Source organism: Microbacterium sp. NPDC091382 (genome assembly GCF_044757025.1).
Classification (GTDB): Bacteria; Actinomycetota; Actinomycetes; order Actinomycetales; family Microbacteriaceae; genus Microbacterium.
On the sequence record NZ_JBIVUD010000003.1, the window covers coordinates 250,700 to 270,946 of the forward strand.

General features: G+C 71.3%; 21 protein-coding genes. 13 read left to right on the plus strand and 8 right to left on the minus strand.

Annotated elements, in window-relative coordinates; genetic code table 11:
* Positions 1–44: 44 nt before the first annotated feature.
* The 3 genes from ACIQLK_RS12625 to ACIQLK_RS12635 all read left to right on the plus strand — a co-directional run bounded on the left by ACIQLK_RS12625 (position 45) and on the right by ACIQLK_RS12635 (position 3,993).
* Entirely contained in the window at positions 45–1,499 is a 1,455-nt protein-coding gene (locus ACIQLK_RS12625; protein WP_400365139.1) for a GuaB1 family IMP dehydrogenase-related protein, read from the plus strand.
* A 116-nt stretch (positions 1,500–1,615) separates the two neighbouring features.
* Complete coding sequence (locus tag ACIQLK_RS12630; RefSeq protein WP_400365140.1) at positions 1,616–2,944, plus strand: hemolysin family protein; 1,329 nt, start codon at positions 1,616–1,618, stop codon at positions 2,942–2,944.
* Complete coding sequence (locus ACIQLK_RS12635; protein ID WP_400365141.1) at positions 2,941–3,993, plus strand: hemolysin family protein; 1,053 nt, start codon at positions 2,941–2,943, stop codon at positions 3,991–3,993. The genes ACIQLK_RS12630 and ACIQLK_RS12635 overlap by 4 nt, the downstream gene beginning before the upstream one ends.
* A 33-nt stretch (positions 3,994–4,026) precedes the next feature.
* Here ACIQLK_RS12635 and ACIQLK_RS12640 read toward each other — a convergent pair whose 3' ends face one another.
* On the minus strand, positions 4,027–5,100 hold the full coding sequence (locus ACIQLK_RS12640; protein WP_400365142.1) for an NADH:flavin oxidoreductase/NADH oxidase: 1,074 nt from the start codon (positions 5,098–5,100) through the stop codon (positions 4,027–4,029).
* A gap of 30 nt (positions 5,101–5,130) precedes the next feature.
* Between ACIQLK_RS12640 and ACIQLK_RS12645 the strand changes: the two genes are divergently transcribed.
* From ACIQLK_RS12645 to ACIQLK_RS12670, 6 genes are all read left to right on the plus strand, one after another.
* Positions 5,131–5,955 (plus strand): NAD(P)H-hydrate dehydratase, encoded by an 825-nt coding sequence (locus ACIQLK_RS12645; protein ID WP_400365143.1) that lies wholly within the window; start codon positions 5,131–5,133, stop codon positions 5,953–5,955.
* A gap of 29 nt (positions 5,956–5,984) precedes the next feature.
* Entirely contained in the window at positions 5,985–7,181 is a 1,197-nt protein-coding gene (locus ACIQLK_RS12650) for a hypothetical protein (protein ID WP_400365144.1), read from the plus strand.
* Between the two features lie 13 nt (positions 7,182–7,194).
* Entirely contained in the window at positions 7,195–7,536 is a 342-nt protein-coding gene (locus tag ACIQLK_RS12655; RefSeq protein WP_400365145.1) for an MTH1187 family thiamine-binding protein, read from the plus strand.
* Positions 7,533–8,750, plus strand: a complete 1,218-nt coding sequence (locus tag ACIQLK_RS12660; RefSeq protein ID WP_400365146.1) for an MFS transporter — start codon at positions 7,533–7,535, stop codon at positions 8,748–8,750. Before ACIQLK_RS12655 ends, ACIQLK_RS12660 begins: the two co-directional genes overlap by 4 nt.
* Before the next feature lie 63 nt (positions 8,751–8,813).
* A complete protein-coding gene (locus tag ACIQLK_RS12665; RefSeq protein WP_400365147.1) occupies positions 8,814–9,296 on the plus strand; it encodes an SRPBCC family protein in 483 nt (160 codons plus the stop codon).
* Positions 9,293–10,744: a phytoene desaturase family protein gene (locus tag ACIQLK_RS12670; protein ID WP_400365148.1), complete on the plus strand. Its 1,452-nt coding sequence runs from the start codon at positions 9,293–9,295 to the stop codon at positions 10,742–10,744. The genes ACIQLK_RS12665 and ACIQLK_RS12670 overlap by 4 nt, the downstream gene beginning before the upstream one ends.
* Before the next feature lie 7 nt (positions 10,745–10,751).
* Here the strand turns inward: ACIQLK_RS12670 and ACIQLK_RS12675 are convergent, their stop codons facing one another.
* The 3 genes from ACIQLK_RS12675 to ACIQLK_RS12685 form a co-directional block, all read right to left on the minus strand.
* Positions 10,752–11,954 carry a homoserine O-acetyltransferase gene (locus ACIQLK_RS12675; protein WP_400365149.1) on the minus strand — a complete coding sequence of 401 codons (1,203 nt, stop codon included), beginning with the start codon at positions 11,952–11,954 and terminating at the stop codon, positions 10,752–10,754.
* Positions 11,955–12,057: 103 nt separating this feature from the next.
* On the minus strand, positions 12,058–12,255 hold the full coding sequence (locus ACIQLK_RS12680) for a hypothetical protein (RefSeq protein WP_400365150.1): 198 nt from the start codon (positions 12,253–12,255) through the stop codon (positions 12,058–12,060).
* Positions 12,256–12,420: 165 nt separating this feature from the next.
* Complete coding sequence (locus tag ACIQLK_RS12685; RefSeq protein WP_400365151.1) at positions 12,421–13,743, minus strand: bifunctional o-acetylhomoserine/o-acetylserine sulfhydrylase; 1,323 nt, start codon at positions 13,741–13,743, stop codon at positions 12,421–12,423.
* 161 nt (positions 13,744–13,904) lie between these two features.
* On the opposite strand from ACIQLK_RS12685, the gene ACIQLK_RS12690 reads away from it, so the two are divergent.
* Entirely contained in the window at positions 13,905–14,690 is a 786-nt protein-coding gene (locus ACIQLK_RS12690; protein ID WP_400365152.1) for an SDR family oxidoreductase, read from the plus strand.
* 6 nt (positions 14,691–14,696) lie between these two features.
* On the opposite strand, the gene ACIQLK_RS12695 is transcribed toward ACIQLK_RS12690, so the two are convergent.
* Positions 14,697–16,127: an MFS transporter gene (locus ACIQLK_RS12695; RefSeq protein ID WP_400365582.1), complete on the minus strand. Its 1,431-nt coding sequence runs from the start codon at positions 16,125–16,127 to the stop codon at positions 14,697–14,699.
* A 121-nt stretch (positions 16,128–16,248) separates the two neighbouring features.
* Between ACIQLK_RS12695 and ACIQLK_RS12700 the strand changes: the two genes are divergently transcribed.
* The 3 genes from ACIQLK_RS12700 to ACIQLK_RS12710 are packed head-to-tail and all read left to right on the plus strand — an operon-like array spanning position 16,249 to position 18,090.
* Positions 16,249–16,767 (plus strand): phosphoribosyltransferase, encoded by a 519-nt coding sequence (locus tag ACIQLK_RS12700; protein ID WP_400365153.1) that lies wholly within the window; start codon positions 16,249–16,251, stop codon positions 16,765–16,767.
* The gene (locus tag ACIQLK_RS12705; protein ID WP_400365154.1) at positions 16,764–17,450 is read left to right on the plus strand and encodes a uracil-DNA glycosylase; all 687 of its coding nucleotides are present in this window, start codon (positions 16,764–16,766) and stop codon (positions 17,448–17,450) included. Before ACIQLK_RS12700 ends, ACIQLK_RS12705 begins: the two co-directional genes overlap by 4 nt.
* Before the next feature lie 16 nt (positions 17,451–17,466).
* Positions 17,467–18,090 (plus strand): GNAT family N-acetyltransferase, encoded by a 624-nt coding sequence (locus tag ACIQLK_RS12710; protein ID WP_400365155.1) that lies wholly within the window; start codon positions 17,467–17,469, stop codon positions 18,088–18,090.
* Here ACIQLK_RS12710 and ACIQLK_RS12715 read toward each other — a convergent pair.
* The 3 genes from ACIQLK_RS12715 to ACIQLK_RS12725 are packed head-to-tail and all read right to left on the minus strand — an operon-like array spanning position 18,068 to position 20,230.
* Entirely contained in the window at positions 18,068–18,394 is a 327-nt protein-coding gene (locus tag ACIQLK_RS12715) for a protealysin inhibitor emfourin (RefSeq protein ID WP_400365156.1), read from the minus strand. The two genes, ACIQLK_RS12710 and ACIQLK_RS12715, sit on opposite strands and share 23 nt — an antisense overlap.
* Positions 18,378–19,436 carry a M4 family metallopeptidase gene (locus ACIQLK_RS12720; protein WP_400365157.1) on the minus strand — a complete coding sequence of 353 codons (1,059 nt, stop codon included), beginning with the start codon at positions 19,434–19,436 and terminating at the stop codon, positions 18,378–18,380. Before ACIQLK_RS12720 ends, ACIQLK_RS12715 begins: the two co-directional genes overlap by 17 nt.
* A 41-nt stretch (positions 19,437–19,477) precedes the next feature.
* Positions 19,478–20,230, minus strand: a complete 753-nt coding sequence (locus tag ACIQLK_RS12725; RefSeq protein ID WP_400365583.1) for an ABC transporter ATP-binding protein — start codon at positions 20,228–20,230, stop codon at positions 19,478–19,480.
* Positions 20,231–20,247: the final 17 nt, after the last annotated feature.

The following is a 20,247-nucleotide window of genomic DNA, read 5'->3' on the forward strand; positions in this document are numbered from 1 at the left end:
CAGCGGCCAGGACGCGGGGGTTCCTCGTCGCTTAGCGTGGGTGTATGCACTTCTCCGGCGAGCGGCCCGCAGGCGACCTGACCTACTCCGATGTGTTCCTCGTTCCGCGGCGTTCCGACGTGGCGAGCAGACTCGACGTCGACCTCTCGCCGGGCGACGGGACGAGCGCGACCATCCCGTTGGTCGCCTCGAACATGAACTCGGTCACGGGCCCCCGGCTCGCGGCCACTCTCTCGCGCCGTGGCGGTCTCGCCGTCCTGCCGCAGGACATGGCGCTCCAGGATGTGGATGCCGGCATCCGGTGGGTGAAGGAACAGCCGGTGCGCTGGGACACCCCGCTCGTGCTCCCGCCCGAGGCGCTGGTCGCGGACGCCGCTTCGCTCCTGCCGGCCGCGGCGGGACACGGCGTCGTCGTCGCTTCGAGTGCGGGCCGGATCCATGTGGACGACATCCTGGGCATCGTCCCCGCCGAGCGCCTGGGCACCGCGCTTCCCGACGCGCGTCTGGGCGACCTCGTGCGGGGGCGTGCGGCATCCATCGACGCGGACGACGTCGACACCGCTCGTGCGGCTTTCGATCTGCTCGTCGCGGCCGAGGCCGACATCGTCACCGTCGTGCAACACGGCCACCTCGTCGGCACGCTCTCCCAGCGCACCGCCCTGCGCTCCTCGCTCTACCGGCCCGCCGTCGACGCCGACGGACGCCTGATCGTCGCGGCCGCGGTCGGGATCAACGGCGACGTCGCAGCGAAAGCGCGCGCGCTCGCCGCCGCAGGCGTCGATGCGCTGGTCGTCGACACGGCGCACGGGCACCAGGAGAGCATGATCCGCGCGCTCCGCGCGGTCGCCGCCGAGAACCTGGGCCTCCCGATCGTGGCCGGCAACGTCGTCACCGCGGAAGGCGTGCGGGACCTCGTCGAGGCGGGCGCGACGATCCTGAAGGTCGGCGTGGGCCCGGGCGCCATGTGCACCACCCGCATGATGACGGCCGTGGGGCGCCCGCAGTTCTCCGCTGTCCTCGAGACCGCCGAGGCCGCTGCCGCGCTCGGCGCGCACGTGTGGGCCGACGGCGGTGTCCGCTACCCGCGCGACGTCGCGCTGGCGCTCGCGGCGGGCGCGGCATCCGTCATGATCGGCTCCTGGTTCGCCGGCACGATCGAGGCCCCCGGCGACCTGCGCGTCGATGCCGAGGGGCGCGTGTTCAAGGAGTCGTGGGGGATGGCCTCCACCAAAGCCGTGCAGGGACGCTTCGGCCGGCTCGACCCGTTCGAGAGGGCGCGCAAAGAGCTGTTCGCCGAGGGCATCTCGTCGTCGCGGATCTACCTCGACCCGCTCCGGCCGAGCGTCGAGGACCTGCTCGACATGATCACCTCGGGCGTGCGGTCCTCCTTCACCTATGCGGGCGCGGCCACCGTCGCGGATTTCCACGAGCGCGCGACGGTGGGTTTCCAGTCGGCGGCCGGATACGAAGAGGGCAAGGCACTGCCGGTCAGTTGGTGAGAGAACGCGTCCGCGCGACGCAGGCGGTGCCGTAGAATCATCCGCACAATGGACGACCCTCCCAGTAGACCTTCGCCCCACCGACCCTGCACCCCGACGATCGGGGGTGACGTGTGATGGACTACGTCATGTTGGGCGTGGGGCTGCTCCTGACAGTGGGAACCGGCCTGTTCGTCGCCAGTGAGTTCGCACTCGTCAATCTCGACCGGGCCGACCTCGAAGCGCGCCGCGCTGCCGGCGAGAGCCGACTCTCGCTCACGATCAACGCGCTGCGGATCACGTCGACGCACCTGTCGAGCGCCCAGCTCGGCATCACGCTGACGACGCTCCTCACCGGTTACACGATGGAACCGGCGCTGTCGAACCTGCTGAACCCGGTGTTCACGGTATGGGGCCTGCCGGAAGCGGCATCCCGCCCCATCGCCACCGTGGTGGCCATGGCGACCGCGACGATCTTCTCGATGATCATCGGCGAACTCGTCCCGAAGAACTTCGCGCTCGCGATCCCGCGTCAGACGGCGAAGCTCGTCATGGGTTTCCAGACCGTCTTCACGACCGTCTTCAAGCCCGCGATCCAGCTCCTCAACGGCAGCGCGAACGCCGTGCTCCGTGCGATGGGCGTCGAGCCCAAGGAGGAGCTCTCCGGCGCCCGCACGGCCGAGGAGCTGTCGAGCCTCGTCCGCCGCTCGGCCAGCGCCGGCGTCCTCGAGGAGGACACCGCGTCGCTGCTGGACCGCACGCTCACGTTCTCCCGTCTCACGACGGCGGACGTCATGACCCCGCGACCGAGCGTGCACGCCGTCGCCGCCGACGACAGCGTCGAGGACGTCGTCCAGCTCGCCCGACGCACCGGCCACAGCCGGTTCCCCGTGTACGGCGAGTCGATGGACGACATCACGGGCATCGTCCACCTGAAGCAAGCGGTGTCCGTCCCGCGCGACCGACGCGCGGACGTGCCCGCCGCCGCGATCGCCGAGGACCCGCTGCGCGTCCCGGAGGCCGTGCACCTCGACGGTTTGATGTCCGAGCTGCGATCCCGCGGCTACCAGATGGCCATCGTCGTCGACGAGTACGGCGGCACCGCCGGTGTCGTGACCCTCGAGGACCTCGTGGAGGAGATCGTCGGCGAGGTGCTCGACGAGCACGACCGGAACCGCGCGGGCGTCGTCCGGGCCAAGGGGTCGATCATCTTCCCCGGCGATCTGCGACCCGACGAGGTGCTCGACCGCACCGGCATCCGTGTTCCCGAAGGCGACGTCTACGACACCGTCGGCGGATTCATCATGGCCACCCTGGAGCGCATCCCCGCGGTGGGCGACCAGATCACCCTCGACGACGGGACCATCACCGTGCAGCGAATGGACGGGCGGCGCGTCGACCGCGTGAAGTTCGTGGCCGCCCCCGTGCCGATCGGCGCCGAGACCGAGGGGGGTGAACGTCGATGAACGACTGGATCGGAATCGCCTGGCTCGTCGTCCTCCTCGTCGCGAACGCGTTCTTCGTCGGTGCCGAGTTCGCCGTCATCTCGGCGCGCCGCTCGCAGATCGAGCCCCTCGCCGAGAAGGGCTCGCGCTCCGCCAAGACGGCACTGTGGGCCATGGAGCACGCGACGCTCATGCTGGCGACGTGCCAGCTGGGCATCACCATCTGCTCGCTGCTCATCCTGAACGTCTCGGAGCCGGCGATCCACCACCTGCTGGCGGTGCCGCTCGAGGCCGTCGGTCTGCCCTATGCGGTCGTCGACGTCACGGGATTCGTCATCGCCCTGCTGCTGGTCTCGTACCTGCACGTCGTGTTCGGCGAGATGGTTCCGAAGAACCTCGCGTTCTCGCTCCCGGACCGCGCCGTCCTGCTGCTGGCGCCGCCGCTCGTGTTCGTCTCGCGGGTCTTCCACCCGATCATCGTGGCGCTCAACTGGATCGCGAACCACGTCGTACGGCTCTTCCGCGTCGAGCCGAAGGACGAGGCCGCCTCGACCTTCACGCTCGACGAGGTCGCCACGATCGTGAACCAGTCGCGCATCGAGGGCGTGCTCGACGACGCGTCGGGCGCGGTCGCTGCCGCGGTGGAGTTCACCGACAAGAAGGCGAAGGATGTCGCGGTCCCGCTCTCGGAGCTCGTCACCCTGCCCGAGGACACGACGCCCGACGAGATCGAGCGCGCCGTTGCGCGGCACGGGTTCTCGCGCTACGTGATCGTCGACGACGAGGGGATGCCGCTCGGCTACGTGCACCTGAAGGACGTCCTGCGGGCCGCCGAGGGGGAGGACTCCGAGGCGACGGTCGCCCAACCGATCAAGCCCAAGCGGATCCACCACATGATCCCCATCGGCGAGACCACCGACCTCGAGGACGCGCTCGCCCTCATGCGCCGGTCGAGCCGTCACCTGGCCCAGGTGCGCGACTCGGCGGGCGAGACCACGGCGGTCCTGTTCCTCGAGGACATCATCGAGGAACTCGTCGGCGAAGTGCACGACGCGACGCGTCGCCTCTGACGGACCGAAGCGACGCGTCGCCTCTGAGAGGGTTCAGCGCCGGCGGGCGCGGAGGTACTGCGGCGGCCACAGCGCCGCGGCCTCCGCGTCGCCGAGCGCGTCGGCGGCCTCGAGCGCGAAGTGGGGGTTCCGCAGCCACCCGCGGCCGACCATCACCGCGTCGGCGAGTCCGTCCTGCAGGACGGACTCCGCCTGCGGGCCGTCGAGGATCTCACCGACGGCGGTGACCAGCAGGCCCGTGCGCTCGCGGACGGTCGCGGCGAAGGGCACCTGGTAGCCGGGGCCGGTCGTGATCTTCTGGTGCGCGACGAGCCCGCCCGTCGAGATGTCGATGACGCTCGCCCCGCGCTCGCCGACCCAGCCGGCGACGGTCGCGGTCTCGTCGACGCCCCAGCCGCCATCGGCCCAGTCGGTCGCCGAGAAGCGGACGGCGAGCGTGCGGCGGGGCGCGGCATCCCGGACCGCCTCGACGACCCGCAGGAGCAGTCGGGCGCGGTTCTCGAGCGATCCGCCGTACTCGTCGCTGCGCTCGTTCGACAACGGCGAGAGGAACTGGTGGAGCAGGTAGCCGTGCGCGGCGTGCACCTCGAGCAGGTCGAATCCGGCTTCGTCGGCGCGACGTGCCGCGTCGCCGAACGCGACCACGAGCGCGTCGATCCCGTTCGTGTCGAGGGCGACCGGCTCGGCATACCCGTCGAACGCGACGGCGGAGGGTGCGACGGTCGTCCAGCCGCCCTCGTCGAGAGCGACACTGCCGCGGGCGTCGTCGAACGGACGGTGCGTCGAGGCCTTACGGCCCGCGTGCGCGAGCTGAACGCCGGCGAGCGCCCCGCGGGAATGGATCGCCTCGACGACGGGAGCCCAGGCATCCCGCTGCGCGTCGTTCCACAGACCGGTGTCGGACGGGGTGATCCGGCCCTCCGGCACGACGGCCGTCGCCTCGGCGATGACAACCCCGGCGCCCCCGTCCGCGAACTGTGCGAGGTGCACATGGTGCCAGTCGTTCGGCACGCCGTCGACGGCGGAGTACTGGCACATGGGCGAGACCCAGAGGCGGTTGCGGGCGGTCGTACCGGACAGGTCGAGCGGGCGGAAGAGGAGGGTCATGAGCGGACTCCGTCGCATAGGGTTGGCGCCATGACGGCGCAGACGTGGAACGGTGCGGACACGGCCGCAGTCATCACCGAGCCAACGGCGGACGACGACAAGTATTCCCGTGGCGTGGTCGGGATGCGCACAGGCTCGGCCGCCTTCCCCGGTGCCGCGGTCCTCGGCGTCGAGGCCGCGTGGCGCACGGGCGTGGGGATGGTGCGCTATCTCGGCCCCGAGCGGGCCGCGGACCATGTCCTGACGAGGCGGCCCGAGACGGTGACCGCCGACGGTCGCGTCCAGGCGTGGGTGATCGGCTCCGGGACGGATGCCGCTCACCGGTCTGCGCGGGAACGCGCGGCGCTCGTCGGCATCCTCTCGGGTGCGCAACCCGTCGTCGTCGACGCGGGCGCGCTCGACCTCGCCGTCGGTGCGTCGGCGTCCGTCGTCGCAACACCGCACGGCCGCGAGCACGCGCGCCTTCGCGAGATGCTGGGACTCGATCCCGACGTCGACGACGTCGCGGGCACCGCCGCGGCGCTCGGCGGTGTCGTGGTCCGGAAGGGTGCCACCACGGTCGTCGCCGCACCCGGGATCGACCCCGTCGAGGTCACCGCGCCGACATCATGGCTCGCGACCGCCGGCACGGGGGACGTCCTCGCCGGAACCGTCGGCGCAGTCCTCGCGGGCGTCATCGGGCGGGGGATGTCGCCGGGTGACCTCGCGGCGTTGCAGCGAGCCGCCGCATCCGCCGTCTGGCTGCACGGCCACGCCGCCGCGCTCGCCGTCGCCGCCCACGGCGGGGGGCCGATCGTCGCCCTCGACGTCGCCGAGCACCTGCCGCACGCCGTCGCGGCAGCGCTCGCGGGGTGACGCGAGCCCCTCGCCCTAGGCTGGAGGGCGTGACGAACCGCGTGCTGCTGTGGGCCGCGTTCGCCCTCGTCCACCTCGTCGTCGGCGCGCTCGGCTTCCTGCTGCCGAACGAGCCGATGGGCGACGTCTACCGCGTGTACGAGCCGTGGTCGCGTGCCGTCTTCTCGGGCGGCGGCATCGTCGGCGTGACGCAGGACTGGGTGTACCCGCACCTCGCGCTCCTGCCGATGCTCGCCGCGCACCTGCCGGGCACGCTCGTCGGCAGCTACACCGTCGGGTGGGCGATCCTCGTGACGGTCCTCGACGCGATCGCCTTCGCCATCCTGATCGGCGCGGGACGATCCACCGGCAGGCTGACCGCCGCCGGGTTCTGGCTCGTCGCGGTCGTCGCCCTCGGGCCCGTGGGGATGTATCGGATCGACGCGATCTCTGTTCCGCTCGCGATCCTCGGATGCCTGTGGCTGCTGCGTCGGCCGGGCGTCGCCGGCGCGCTGCTGGCCGCCGCGACGTGGATCAAGATCTGGCCCGCCGCCCTCGTGGCGACCGCGGTCGTCGCGGTTCGTCGGCGCAGCGTCGTCCTGGGCGCGGGAGCACTCGTGAGCGTCGTCGTCCTCGGTGTCGTCGTGGCGGCGGGCGGCGCAGACCATGCGCTCGGTTTCGTGTCCGGCCAGACCGGTCGCGGATTGCAGGTGGAGGCCCCGGTGAGCGCCGTCTACCTGTGGGGCGCGCTGTTCGGAGCCGAGGGGTGGACCGTCTACTACGACCAGGGGATCCTCACTTTCCAGGTCACGGGACCCCTACTCGGGGCCGTCTCGGCGCTCATGACCCCGGCTCTGGTCCTGGCTGCCGCTGCGGTCGTCGCGATCGGCGTCGTCAAGGTCCGCCGGAACGCTCCGTTCGTGCGCCTCTTCCCGACCCTCGGGCTCGCGCTCACGACCGTCCTCATCGTCGTCAACAAGGTCGGGTCGCCGCAGTTCCAGACGTGGATGTTCGCGATCGTCGTCTTCGGGCTCGTGGTGGATCGTCGCCGATGGGTGGCGCCCGGCATCCTCGTCCTCGTCTCGGCCGTGCTGACTCAGCTCGTCTATCCCGTGCTCTACAACGGCATCGTCTCGCCCGAGGTCGTCGCCGTGACCGTGCTGACCCTCCGCAACCTCGCACTGGTCGTGCTGACGGTGTGGATGGTCGTCCGCCTCGTGCGTCTCCCCGTCCGCTCCATCCCCTGATCCGGAGGTCCCCATGATCGTCGCCTTCTCCGTCGCCCCGTCCGGGAACGGCAACCCGGACGGTTCCGTCCACGATGCGGTGGCGGCTGCCGTCGCCGTCGTCCGCGCCGCGGGACTGCCGCACCGGACCACCAGCATGTTCACCGAGATCGAAGGGGAGTGGGACGAGGTGATGGCCGTCGTCAAGGGCGCGGTCGACGCCGTCCAGCCGTTCGGGTCTCGCGTGTCGCTGGTGCTGAAGGCCGACATCCGGCCCGGCTACACCGGCGAGATCGACGGCAAGATCGCACGCCTCGAGTCCGCGCTCGAATCGATTCGTCCTCAGGAGGGGAGCGGGACTACGATCCCTGAGTGACTTCGACGCCCGCGCGACCCCGACGCGCCCTTCTGGCGCTGGCCATCGGCAGCTTCGCCATCGGGATGACGGAGTTCGTCGTCATGGGTCTCCTCCCCGAGATCGCGCGCGAGCTGCTGCCCACCGACTGGGCCTCGTCGCAGGAGGATGCCATCGCCCAGGCGGGCTGGCTCATCACGCTCTATGCGCTCGGCGTCGTGATCGGCGCCCCGACGATCGCGGCATCCGTCGCGAAGTACCCCCGGCACCGCGTCATGGTGCTCCTGGCCGCGGCCCTGACCCTCTGCAACGCTCTGACGCTGATCCTGCCGACGTTCGAGCTCGTCGCGGCATCTCGTCTGCTGGCGGGCCTGCCGCACGGCGCGTACTTCGGGATCGGCGCTCTCGTGGCCGCCGACGTCATGGGGCCGGGCAACCGGGCCAAGGGTGTGGCCTTCGTCCTCACGGGACTGACGGTCGCCAACGTCGTCGGCGTACCGCTCGGCACGTTCCTCGGTCAGAACCTCGGCTGGCGGTGGGCGTTCGTGATGGTCGTCGTCATCTTCGCCGTGGCGACCGCCGCGATCTCCCGCACCGTGCCGCACCGTCCCGGCGAGCCGTCCCGCACCCTCCGCGCGGAGCTCAAGGTGTTCCGCATCCCACAGGTCTGGTTCGCCCTCGGGATCGGCGCGATCGGATTCGGCGGTTTCTTCGCCGTGTACACCTACGTCTCGCCCCTCGTGACCGAGGCAGCCGGGGCCCCTGCCTGGCTCGTCCCGATCGTGCTCGTCGTCCTGGGGCTCGGGATGACCGTCGGCAACCTGGTCGGCGGCCACCTCGCCGACGTCAACCTCGTCCGGTCGATGCTCGGACTGCTCGCTCTTCTCGTGGTGACGCAGCTGTCGCTGGCGCTGACGGCGGGCTGGATCGTCACTGCGATCGTCTTCGTGTTCGCCGTGGCGTTCGCCTCGTCCGCCGTGAGCCCGACGGTCCAGACCCGGCTGATGGACGTCGCCGGGGACAATCAGTCGATCGCCGCCGCGCTGAACCACTCGGCCTTCAACACGGGCAATGCGGTCGGTGCGGCTCTCGGCGGGGCCGTCATCGCCGCCGGTCTCGGCTTCACGGCTCCGGTCTGGGTGGGTCTTCTGCTCGCCCTCGGCGGCCTGGTGATCGGCGTCGTCAGCGTGACGGTCGAACGGCGCGCAGCCGCGCGTACCCCGGCCGGCGTCTGACACGCTCAGTCGGAGGGCGCAACCCCGTCGGTGAGGCGCATCCGCAGTCGATAGCGTCGAGGCATGTCCCGCAACTCGCGTGTGTTCGCCTGCACCCCTGACGACGTCTTCGCCGTGCTCGCTGACGGGTGGCTCTTCCCGTCGTGGGTGGTCGGTGCGTCCCGCATGCGCGAGGTCGCGGACTCGTGGCCCCGGGTCGGATCGCACCTGCATCACTCCTTCGGCGTGTGGCCGGTCCTCATCGACGACGAGACCGAGGTGCTGGCCTACGACCCGCCGCGTCACATCCTCCTGCGAGCCAAGGGATGGCCGATGGGCGAGGCGCAGGTCGACATCCAGGTGCGGCCCCACCGCGACGGCGCGGTGGTACGCCTCCAGGAGGAGGCCGTCGCGGGCCCCGGGAGCCTGATCCCGTCGGCTCTGCTCGACCTCGGGCTGCAGTTGCGCAACCACGAGACCCTCCACCGCCTCGCGTACCTCGCCGAAGGCCGCGCCGCGCGTCCGACCGACGAGACCTCCGCCGAGGACGAGGGCGTCGGCGAGTGAGCGACCTCGACGCGATCGTCGTCGGCGCGGGACCGAACGGGCTCGCCGCAGGCGTCACCCTGGCCCGTGCCGGTCTCGCCGTCCGCGTCTACGAGAAGGGCGACACCGTCGGCGGCGGCGCCCGGACGATGGAGATGACTCTTCCCGGCTACCGGCACGACGTCTGCTCGGCTGTGCATCCGCTCGCTTTCGAGAGCCGCTTCTTCCGCGAGTTCGGCCTACGGCGACGCGTCGATTTCGCCGTTCCGGACGCGTCGTTCGCTCAACCCCTCGACGGCGGCCGGGCGGCCGTCGCCTACCGAGACCTCGACCGCACCGCCGACAACCTCGGCCGAGACGGCGACGCCTATGTGCGCCTGATGCGTCCGCTCGTGGAGCGCGCCTCGGGCGTCGCGGACTTCACGGGCCACCCGCTGCTGCGCCTGCCCGCCGACCCGGTCGCCGCCGTATGGTTCGGTCTGCGGGCGCTGGAACAGGGGAGCGGGCTCTGGAACGCCCGCTTCGAAGAGGATGCCGCTCCGGCGCTGCTGACGGGTGTCGCCGCGCACACGATCCTGTCGCTGCCGAGTCTGGCGGCGGCGGGGGCGGGGCTCGCACTGTCGACGTACGGGCACGCACGCGGGTGGCCGATCCCCGTCGGTGGAAGCCAGAGCATCGTCGACGCGATGGCGGACGACCTGCGCGAGCACGGCGGCGAGATCGTCATCGGCTCCGAGGTCGGGTCGCTGCGGGAGCTGCCCGCAGCCACGGCCGTCCTGCTCGACGTCGTCCCGCGCGACTTCCTCCGGATCGCGGGCGACGCCGTGCCCGCCGGTTACCGCGATGCGCTCGAACGCTTCCGCTACGGCGGCGCTGTCGCGAAGATCGACTTCGCCCTGTCCGGCCCGGTCCCGTGGACGAACGAGGAGGTGCGCTCCGCCGGCACGGTGCACGTCGGCGGCACGCGCGCCGAGATGGCGGCATCCGAGAACCTCGTCTCCCGCGGCGGCTTGCCGGACGCTCCCTACGTGCTGGTCGCGCAGCCGTCGGGATTCGATCCGTCGCGCGCGCCGGCGGGCGGGCACGTGCTCTGGACGTACACGCACGTGCCGTCGGGAAGCACCGCCGATCGAGCCGAGGCCGTCATCCGGCAGATCGAGCGGTTCGCGCCCGGCTTCCGCGACCTGATCGTGGGCATGAACTCGCGGAACGCCGTCGAGGTCGAGGCCGAGAACCCGAACTACCCCGGCGGCGACATCGCGGCCGGTGCTCCCGCCCTGTGGCAGCTGCTGAAACGGCCGATCGTGTCGCCCGAGCCGTGGCGCACGCCGCTCGACGGCGTGTACCTCTGCTCGGCATCGACGAGTCCGGGGCCCGGCGTGCACGGCCTGGCCGGGTGGCACGCGGCGCGCTCAGCGCTGCGTCACACCTTCGGCACGCGGATCTCGCCGGATCTCGCACCGCGGTAGGTCGTCGTCAGCTCTCGAGCAGCTGCCGCAGGTGACGCCCGACGGGCTCGGTCTCGATGAGGAACCCGTCGTGCCCGAAGTCGCTGCTCAGCACGACCGTGTCGTCGTGGATCGTCGTGCGGATGCCGCGGTGGATGCGGTGCTGCCCCTCGACGGGGAACAGGCGGTCGCTGTCGACACCGAGCACGAGGGTGCGCGCCGTGACACGGGCGAGCGCCTCTTCCACGCCGCCGCGGTCGCGGCCCACGTCGTGCGAGTTCATCGCCTCGACGAGTGTCAGGTAGGAGTTCGCGTCGAACCGGCGGGTGAACCGGTTGCCGTGGAAGTCGAGGTAGCTCTCGACGGCGTAGCGACCGCCCTCGCCGAAGGGGCTCTTGTCGGACTGCCACGACCGCTGGAAGCGCTGGTTCAGCTCCGTCGGCGTCCGGTAGTTCAGCAGCGCCATGCGTCGCGCGAGCGAGAGCCCGCGGTGGGGGCCGTCGCCGTCCGGGGCGTCGTAGTAGTTGCCGCCCGCGAAGCGCGGGTCCATCTGAATGGCGGCGAGCTGGACGGAGTTCAGCGCGACCTGGTCGGCTGTCGTCGTCGGCGGTGAGCACAGCACGCCGAGACGCTCGACCCGTTCCGGGTGCCCGACCGCCCACTCCAGGGCGTGCATGCCGCCCATCGAGCCGCCGATCACGCCCGCCCAGACGTCCACGCCGAGGGCGTCCGCCAGCCTGACCTGCGCGGCGACCTGATCGCGGATCGTGAGGAACGGGAACCGGGAGGCCCACTCGTAGCCGTCCGGGGAGATGCTCGCGGGACCGGTCGACCCCTGGCATCCGCCCAGCATGTTCGGCACCACGACGAACCAGCGGTCGGTGTCAATGGCCCTTCCCGGGCCGACGATGTCGCCCCACCACCCGTCGGTCGCGTGACCGGGGCCAGCCTCGCCGCGGACGTGGCTGTCGCCGGTGAGGGCGTGCAGGATCAGCACAGCGTTGTCGCGGGCGGGGGAGAGCTCGCCCCACGTCTCGTAGGCGAGACGTATGCCGGGCAGGCTCGCTCCGCCCTCGGTGGTGAAGGCGCCGAACTGCGCGAACCTGCGCTCGCCGATCGGGTCGCCGTCGCGCCAGGCGCCGGTCGCCGGCGGGCGCCCGAGGAGCAACCGGGCATCGGCCTCGGTCACCGGGGCCGAGGGCACCGTGTCCTCCGAGGTCTGCCAGTCCATGCCTCCATTGTCCCGGGCCGCGCGGACGCTCGGCGTCGTGTTACGGACGCGAGGCACCGGCACCACGCCGTTCCGCCGCGTCGACGCCGAAAGCAGGAGTCGGTCAGCGCTGGTCGCGGGCGGGCACCACGGCGAAGACGAAGCCGACGAGGGCGGCAACGATCCCGACGACGACGGCGAAGGTCGCCCAACCGCTCCAGGCCGCCGGTGCGAACCACACCATGAGCAGTCCCACGACGATGAAGCCGATCCCGACGCCGAAACCGATGTTGACTGCGCGCTTCTTGTAGCTCATCTGCATTCTGCGAACCTATGCGTCCCGCGGCACCGCCGCGTCCATCTCGCGTCGTGGGCGCATCATCCCCGCGGATGACGATTCCTCACGGCCGGTCACGCGGACGTCCGTACGCGCGACACCCCGCCGGGCCGCGGCCGGGCGGGGTGTCGGTCTCCTGAGGAGGGGAGGTCAGGCGCGGGCGGCCTCGGAGTGGCGGCGCGCGGCGGCGAGAGCCTGGTCGAGATCCGCCTTCAGGTCCTCGATGTTCTCGAGACCCACCGACAGACGGACGAGACCCGGGGTCACGCCCGAGGTGAGCTGCTGCTCCGGGGTCAGCTGCGAGTGGGTCGTGGATGCCGGGTGGATGACGAGCGAGCGGACGTCGCCGATGTTCGCCAGGTGGCTGAACAGGGTCAGGGCGTTGACGAACTCACGGCCGGCCGAGACGCCGCCCTTCAATTCGAACGACAGGACCGCGCCGACACCCTTCGGGGCGTAACGGTTCGCCGCGGCGTACCAGGGAGAGGTCGGCAGGCCCGAGTAGTTCACCGAGGCGACGTCGGGGTGGTTCTCGAGCCACTCCGCGATCTCCTGCGCGTTCTGCACGTGACGCTCGATGCGCAGCGACAGCGTCTCGACACCCTGAATGAGGTTCCAGGCACTCTGCGGCGAGATGGCGGAGCCGAGGTCGCGCAGCAACTGGACACGTGCCTTGATGATGTACGCGAGGCCGTCACCGACGGCATCCGTGTAGACCGCGCCGTGGTAGGACTCGTCCGGCGTGGTGAGGCCGGGGAAGCGGTCGGAGTGCTCGGACCATGCGAACGTGCCGCCGTCGATGATGACGCCGCCGATCGTGGTGCCGTGTCCGCCGAGGAACTTCGTCACGGAGTGGACGACGATGTCGGCCCCGTGCTCGAAGGGGCGGATGAGATACGGCGTCGCGATCGTGTTGTCCACGATGAGCGGCAGGCCGGCGGTGTGGGCGACGTCGGCGACGGTGCGGATGTCGAGCACGTTGATCTGCGGGTTGCCGATCGTCTCGGCGAAGAACAGCTTCGTGTTCGGGCGGACGGCGCGCCGCCATTCCTCGGGGTCGTCCTGGTTCTCGACGAACGTCGTCTCGATGCCGAGCTTGGCGAGTGTGTACTTGAAGAGGTTGTAGGTGCCGCCGTAGATCGAGCTCGACGAGACGATGTGGTCGCCCGCCTGCGCGATGTTCAGGACGGCGAACGTCGACGCCGCCTGGCCGCTCGAGAGGACGAGCGCGCCGGTGCCGCCCTCGAGGCCGGCGAGGCGCTGCTCGAGCACGTCCTGCGTCGGGTTCTGGATGCGCGTGTAGATGTTGCCGAACTCGGCGAGCGCGAAGAGGTTCGCGGCGTGGTCGGCGTTGTCGAAGACGTAGGACGTCGTCTGGTAGATCGGCGTGGCGCGGGCCTTGGTCACCGGGTCCGGAGCGGCGCCGGTGTGGATCTGCTTGGTCTCGAAGCGCCAGTTCTCGGGTGCGGACATGACATGGCTCCCTGCGTGTGTGGTCGGGTGGCGGTCAGCGACGGATGCCGCGGGCCCGACACCGACGTTACGAGCCGCGCCCCGGGAGGACAACGGGACGGGACACGGGGCGTAACGTGCCGTGGTCCGCCCGAGCGCGCGGAGTCACTAGCGTTGTCGACATGGCGAATCGACGTGCAGTGGTGACCGGTGCGAGTTCGGGGATCGGCGAGGCGGTCGTCCGCGCGCTGAGAGCCGCCGGATGGGACGTCGTCGGCGTCGCCCGTCGCGCTGCCCGCCTGGAGGCCCTCGACGCCGAGACCGGATCGCAGTCGTACGCGGCCGACCTGACGAGTCAGGCCGATGTCACGGCTCTCGCCGCGCACCTCGAGGACACCGGCCCCCTCCACGCCCTCGTCCACGTGGCGGGCGGCGCCCGTGGGGCGCAGCGCGTCGAGGAGGGCGACCCGGCCGACTGGCGGTGGATGTTCGAGGCGAATGTGCTGTCGGCGCAGCTGATCACCGCAGCGCTCCTACCGCACCTGCGGCGCGCGGCCGAGGCCGACGGCCATGCCGACACCGTGTACGTGACCTCGACCGCCGCGCAGACCGCCTATCCGGGCGGCGCAGGCTACAACGCGGCGAAGGCGGGCGAGGCGATGCTCGTGCACGCCCTGCGACTCGAACTGAACGGTGAGCCGATCCGCGTCGTCGAGGTCGCCCCCGGCATGGTGCAGACCGAGGAGTTCTCGCTCAATCGTCTGGGTGGCGACCGCGCGGCGGCCGAGAAGGTCTACGACGGCGTCGAGCAGCCGCTCGTGGCCGCGGATGTCGCCGACGTCGTCGCCTACGCGCTGAACGCCCCCGGCCACGTCAACCTGGACCTCATCACGATGCGTCCGGTCGCCCAGTCCGCGCAGCACCTGCTGGCGCGCGGGCCCCTGCGTCCCCGCACCCTCGAGAGCTGAGCCGGCTCAGCCCGCCGGCGGAGCGTCCGCGAAAGCGACCTTCGGGACGAGCAGGAGGAGCAGGGCGGCGAGGAAACCGCCGGCCGCGCAGATCGCCCACACCGTGAGGTAGCCGCCGAGCGAGCTCGCCGTCTGCCCGGCGACGGTACCGGCGCCTGCGGCGAGCACGACGCCGAAGACAGCGGACGAGAACGCGCCTCCGATCGTCTTCGTCGTGTTCGTCATGCCCGACGCCTCGCCGGTCTTGCCGACGGGGGCCGCCGCGGCTGCGGCTGCCGGCATCGCCCCGACGAGCGCGCCGCAGCCGATGCCCGCGATCGACAGGTTCAGGAGCACCTGCCAGACCTCCTGGTGGAAGGGCAGGAACAGCGCATACCCGACTCCGACGAGGACGGCGGCGGCGATGAGCGCGAGGCGCGGGCTCACACGTCGCGAGGTGATGGCGAACAGCACCGCACCCACGATGAGCGAGACGAGGTACAGCCCGATCACGTATGAGCGCTCCGTCGCGTCGAGCCCGAGTCCGTAGCCGAGCGACGAGTCGGTCCCCGCGTAGGTCGACAGCGGTCCCTGCGCGCCCAGGAGGCTGATGCCGATGAGGAACGCGGTGGCCTGCACCGGCCACATGTCGGGACGGGCGAGGACGCGCATGTCGACGACGGGATGCCGGTGCCCCAGCTCGTGCCGGACGAACCAGACGAGCACCCCGACGCCGAGTACGAGCAGCACGGCGACTCCCACCCACGTTCCCGCCCCGAGGGCGAGCTCCCCGATGAGTCGCATCCACGCGAGAGCGCCGGTCACCAGCAGCAGTCCCCAGGCGAGGAGGACGACGCCGACCGTGTCGAGGCGCCGTTCCCCGCTCGGGGTGGACTCGGGCACCGCGAGCCAGATGACGACCACGACGAGCGAGACCGCGATCGCGGGGACCATGAGGGTGAGGGCGAGGTCGCCCGTGGCCGCGTAGATGCGGCCGGCGGCGAGGGCACCGATGATGGCTCCCGCTTCGAGTCCCACCACGAGCAGGCCTGCCGCACGACGGGTCAGCGAGACACCGCGGTTCTGCTGCCTGCCGCGCTCGAAGATCAGGGCGACCTCGAGCGGCAGCCACACGACGTAGAAGCCCTGGAGCGACCAGAACAGCAGGAACGTCCAGAACGACCCGGCGAACACGAGTCCCCACGAGGCGAGGGCAGTGAGGATCGCGGCGACGAGCAGGATCCGCTTGTGCCCGAACATGTCGCCGAGCTTCGCGAGGACCGGGACGACGAGGGCGCTCAGCAGCAGCTGGCCGGCTTCGAACCAGTTCACGTCGGCGTCGCGGATGCCCAGCTGGATGACGATGTCGCTGAACAGGGGAACGTAGAACCCCTGCAGGATGCCGCTGACCAGCTCGACGACGATGAACCACCCGATGAGCACCGCGGTGATGCCCATGGCGGAGGAACGCAGCGCGGAGGAGCGCAGGAGCGGCGCGGAGGAGGGTGGGATCCCGGTCACGAGCGCGAGCCTAGCGTCGGAGGGGCCCATCTCCACGCAGGCCGTATTCTGAGGATCCATGGACGAAGGGATGCCGGTGGCCGCCGAACGCGAGACGCTGACCTGGGACGACTTCGGCGGGGCGACCCGAGAGCTGGCGCGGAGGGTCGTCGCGGACGGGTTCGTGCCCGACGTCGTCGTCGCGATCGCCCGCGGCGGGCTCCTCCCGGCGGGCGCGGTGGCCTACGGGCTCGGGGTCAAGAGCTGCGGGGCGCTCAACGTCGAGTTCTACACGGGGATCGGAACGGTGCTCGACGCCCCCGAGATCCTTCCGCCCGACCTCGACCTCGGCGCTCTCCACGGCAAGCGCGTCGTCCTGGTCGACGATGTCGCCGACAGCGGCCGCACCCTGGCGCTCGCGGTGCAGCTGCTCCGGGACGCCGGCGCCGAGGTCCGCTCGATCTGCATCTACACGAAGCCCGGCTCCGTCGCGGTGCCCGACTACTCGTGGCGCGAGACGGAGCGGTGGATCGACTTCCCCTGGTCGTTCCAGGGATCCGTCGCCGAAGAGGATGCGGGCCTGCCCGCCGGAGCATGACCGGGCGTTCCCTGCCGGAGCTCGCCGCCGACGGGCTGCTGCATCCCGAATGGGCCGAAGCCCTCGCCCCCGTCGCCCCCGACATCGCGGCCCTCGGGGATCGTCTGCGCGCCGACGAGCGCGGTTACCTGCCGGCGGGCGAGCACGTGCTGCGTGCGTTCACACGTCCGCTCTCAGCGGTGCGCGTGCTCGTCGTCGGGCAGGACCCGTATCCGACTCCCGGGCATCCGATCGGCCTGTCGTTCGCGGTCGACCGCCAGGTGCACCCGCTCCCGCGGAGCCTCGGGAACATCTACGCCGAGCTCTCCAGCGATCTCGCCATCCCCCCGGCGTCTCACGGCGACCTGTCGGCGTGGACGGAGCAGGGTGTCATGCTGCTCAACCGCGTGCTGACGGTCGCACCCGGTGATGCGGGATCCCACCGCGGCTGGGGGTGGGAGCGCGTCACGGCGCACGCCATCTCGACGCTCGTCGCGCGTCCCGAACCGCTCGTCGCCGTGCTGTGGGGGAGGGATGCCGCGAGTCTCGTTCCGATGCTCGGGAACACCCCGCGCGTCGAGTCGGCGCATCCCTCCCCGCTGTCCGCGCGACGCGGCTTCTTCGGCTCGCGGCCGTTCTCACGGGTGAACGCGTTGCTCGAGGCGCAGGGCGCCGATCCCGTCGACTGGCGACTGCCCGACTGAGCCGTATGCTGGCGGCATGCTGGAGGACGAGTACGAGCGCGATCGCCGTCGCCTTCCCCGCCACCTCCGCCGTCGCCCCGAGCCCGAGCGCGGGTTCTCGTTCGAGTTGCGCCCCGCCGTCCGCACCGACATGGCCGACGTCCGTGAGATCTACAACCACTACGTGGCGAACTCGGTCGTGACCTTCGACGAGAAGCGCTGGACCCACCGGCAGTGGGTCGAGAGGTTCGACCATCTCGCGAAGCTCGGCCTGCCTTTCCTCGTCGCGGTGTCGCCGAGCGGGCAGATCCTCGGGTACGGACTCGTCTCGCCGTGGGCGGGCAAGAGCGGGTTCCGCTACACCGTCGAGAACTCGATCTATCTGGGGCAGGCGGCCACCGGCAAGGGTCTCGGCCGCGCGCTCCTGGAGGGGCTGATCGCCGCGTGCGAGGAGAAGGGCATCCGCGAGATGGTGGCCGTCGTGAGCGACAAGGGGGCCGAGGCCTCCCTCGCGTTGCACGAGCGACTGGGATTCGTCGAGGTCGGAAGGATGGGCAGGGTCGGGTACAAGTTCGGTCGCCCGCTCGGCACGATCTACCTGCAGAAGCACCTGAACCCGAAGAAGAAGGACTCGCTCCTCACGCGCCTGCGTTCTCGTTGAGGTCGGCGGGACGCATGGGCGTGCCGTCGGCCTGCACGCGCTCGATGAGCTCGCGCCAGGGGCCGGTGGCCTCACCGACGACCGCCCGGTGATCGACCTCCCCGTGGGCGGCCGCGACCTCCCACGAGAACCGGTCGGCTCCGGACGCGGATGCCCCGGGGTCCCCCCACGGGCAGGCATCGAGAAGCGGCAGCCAGGCGTCCGCGTCGTCGCCGACGACCTCGACGCGCCAGGCGCGACGGAGTCCGGCGAATCCACCGGTGCGGACGACGACGATCGTCAGCGGATCAACGGGGTGCGGCATCCTCCACGACTCCGACGCTCGCCCACGCGGTGCGGACGGCGACGGCCTCCTCCGAATCCTCACCGTACTCCCGCTCCGCCGTCTGGGCGGTGGCGGCGGCGAACTGAGCGAAGGTGGCGGACGGCGAAACGGAGCCCGAGACGAGGGTGAGGTACCAGATGCGCCCCGCCCGTTCCCAGGCGTAACCGCCGAGAGCGGTCGCGACGAGGTGGAAGGCCTTGTTCGGGATGCCGGAGTTGATGTGCACTCCGCCGTTGTCGCCCGAGGTCTCGACGAAATCGCGCATGTGGGAGGGCTGCGGATCCTTACCGAGCACGTCGTCGTCGTACGCGGTGCCGGGGGCGGCGAGGGAACGGAGGGCGGAGCCGGTGACCGCGTCGGTGAAGATCTCGGCGCCGACGAGCCAGGTCGCGGCATCCGCCGTCTGTCCCTTGTCGTGCTGGTCGGTGAGGGCGCCGAACACGTCTGCGATGGACTCGTTGAGGGCACCAGACTGTCCCGAGTAGTCGAGGCCACCCGCGGATTCGATGACGCCGTGCCCCAGCTCGTGCGCGATCACGCTGAGCGAGCGGGTGAATCCGGCGAACACCTCGCCGTCGCCGTCGCCGAACACCATGCGCTCGCCGTCCCAGAACGCGTTGTCGTAGGCGCGGCCGTAGTGGACGGTGGCGGCGAGGGAGCCGCTGCGTCCGTCGAGCCCGACGCGCTCGAAGGCCTCCCAGAGGAACGTGAACGTCGCGCCGAGCCCGTCGTAGGCCTCGTCGACCGCCGCGTCGCCGGTCGGAGCGGCGCCCTCGGCACGGGCGGGCCTGCCCGGCAGCTCCTCGCGGTTCTCGGCGTCGGAGATCAGCCGATCGGGGTCGGGGCTGGCCGAGACGACCAGCGCGTCCCCATCGACCGACAGGTCGAGGTGGGCGCGCATCGGTGCGTAGGCGCGAGGGAGGGCGAGGGTTGCGCGCGCCGCGGCGACGGCGTGGGGGAATCGTTCGGCCGGAGCGGCCGCGAGACGGGCGAGCAGATACGGCGGGACGATGGCGTGCATGCCGCCACGCTAGTCCCCGTCGCCGACAGCGTGACCGCCGGTCACCGGTCCCGCGGATCGATGACCGGGATCGAGGCGAGCAGGCGGCGGGTGTAGGCGACCTGCGGTTCGAGCAGCACCTTCTCGGTCGGACCCTCTTCGACGACGCGGCCCTCGGTCATGACGACGACATCGTCGCAGAGGTTCTGCACCACCCCGATGTCGTGCGAGACCATCACCAGGGTGAGGCCGTCGCGTCGCCGGAGTTCGCGGATGAGGTCGAGGATCTGCGCCCGTACGGTCACATCGAGGGCCGACAGCGGCTCGTCTCCGACGAGGACGTCGGGACGGTGGACGAGTGCCCGTGCGAGCGCGATGCGCTGCCGCTGCCCGCCCGAGAACTCGTGGGGGAAGCGGGTCGCGGCGTCGGCAGGCAGCCCCACGTCGTCGAGGACCTCGCGGACGCGAGCCCGATGGTCGCCCGGGAGGTCGAGGGCCGAGAGCGGCTCGGCGACGATGCGGCCGACGCTCATCCGCGGATCGAGGGACCCGTACGGGTCCTGGAAGACGATCCCGGTGCGGCGCCGCAGCCAGTGCAGCGAGCGCGCCGACGCCGACGCGTCCACGCGACGTCCGTCGAACTCGACGGTTCCGGCACTCGGTGCATCGAGGCCGAGCAGCAGCCGGACGAGCGTCGACTTGCCCGAGCCCGACTCGCCGATGACGCCGAGGGCGCTGCCGGCACGGACATCGACGTCGACGTCGTCGAGGGCGGTCGTCCATCGTGCGGGCTCGAACGGGCGGGACCGCGGCATCCGATATCTGCGCGTCA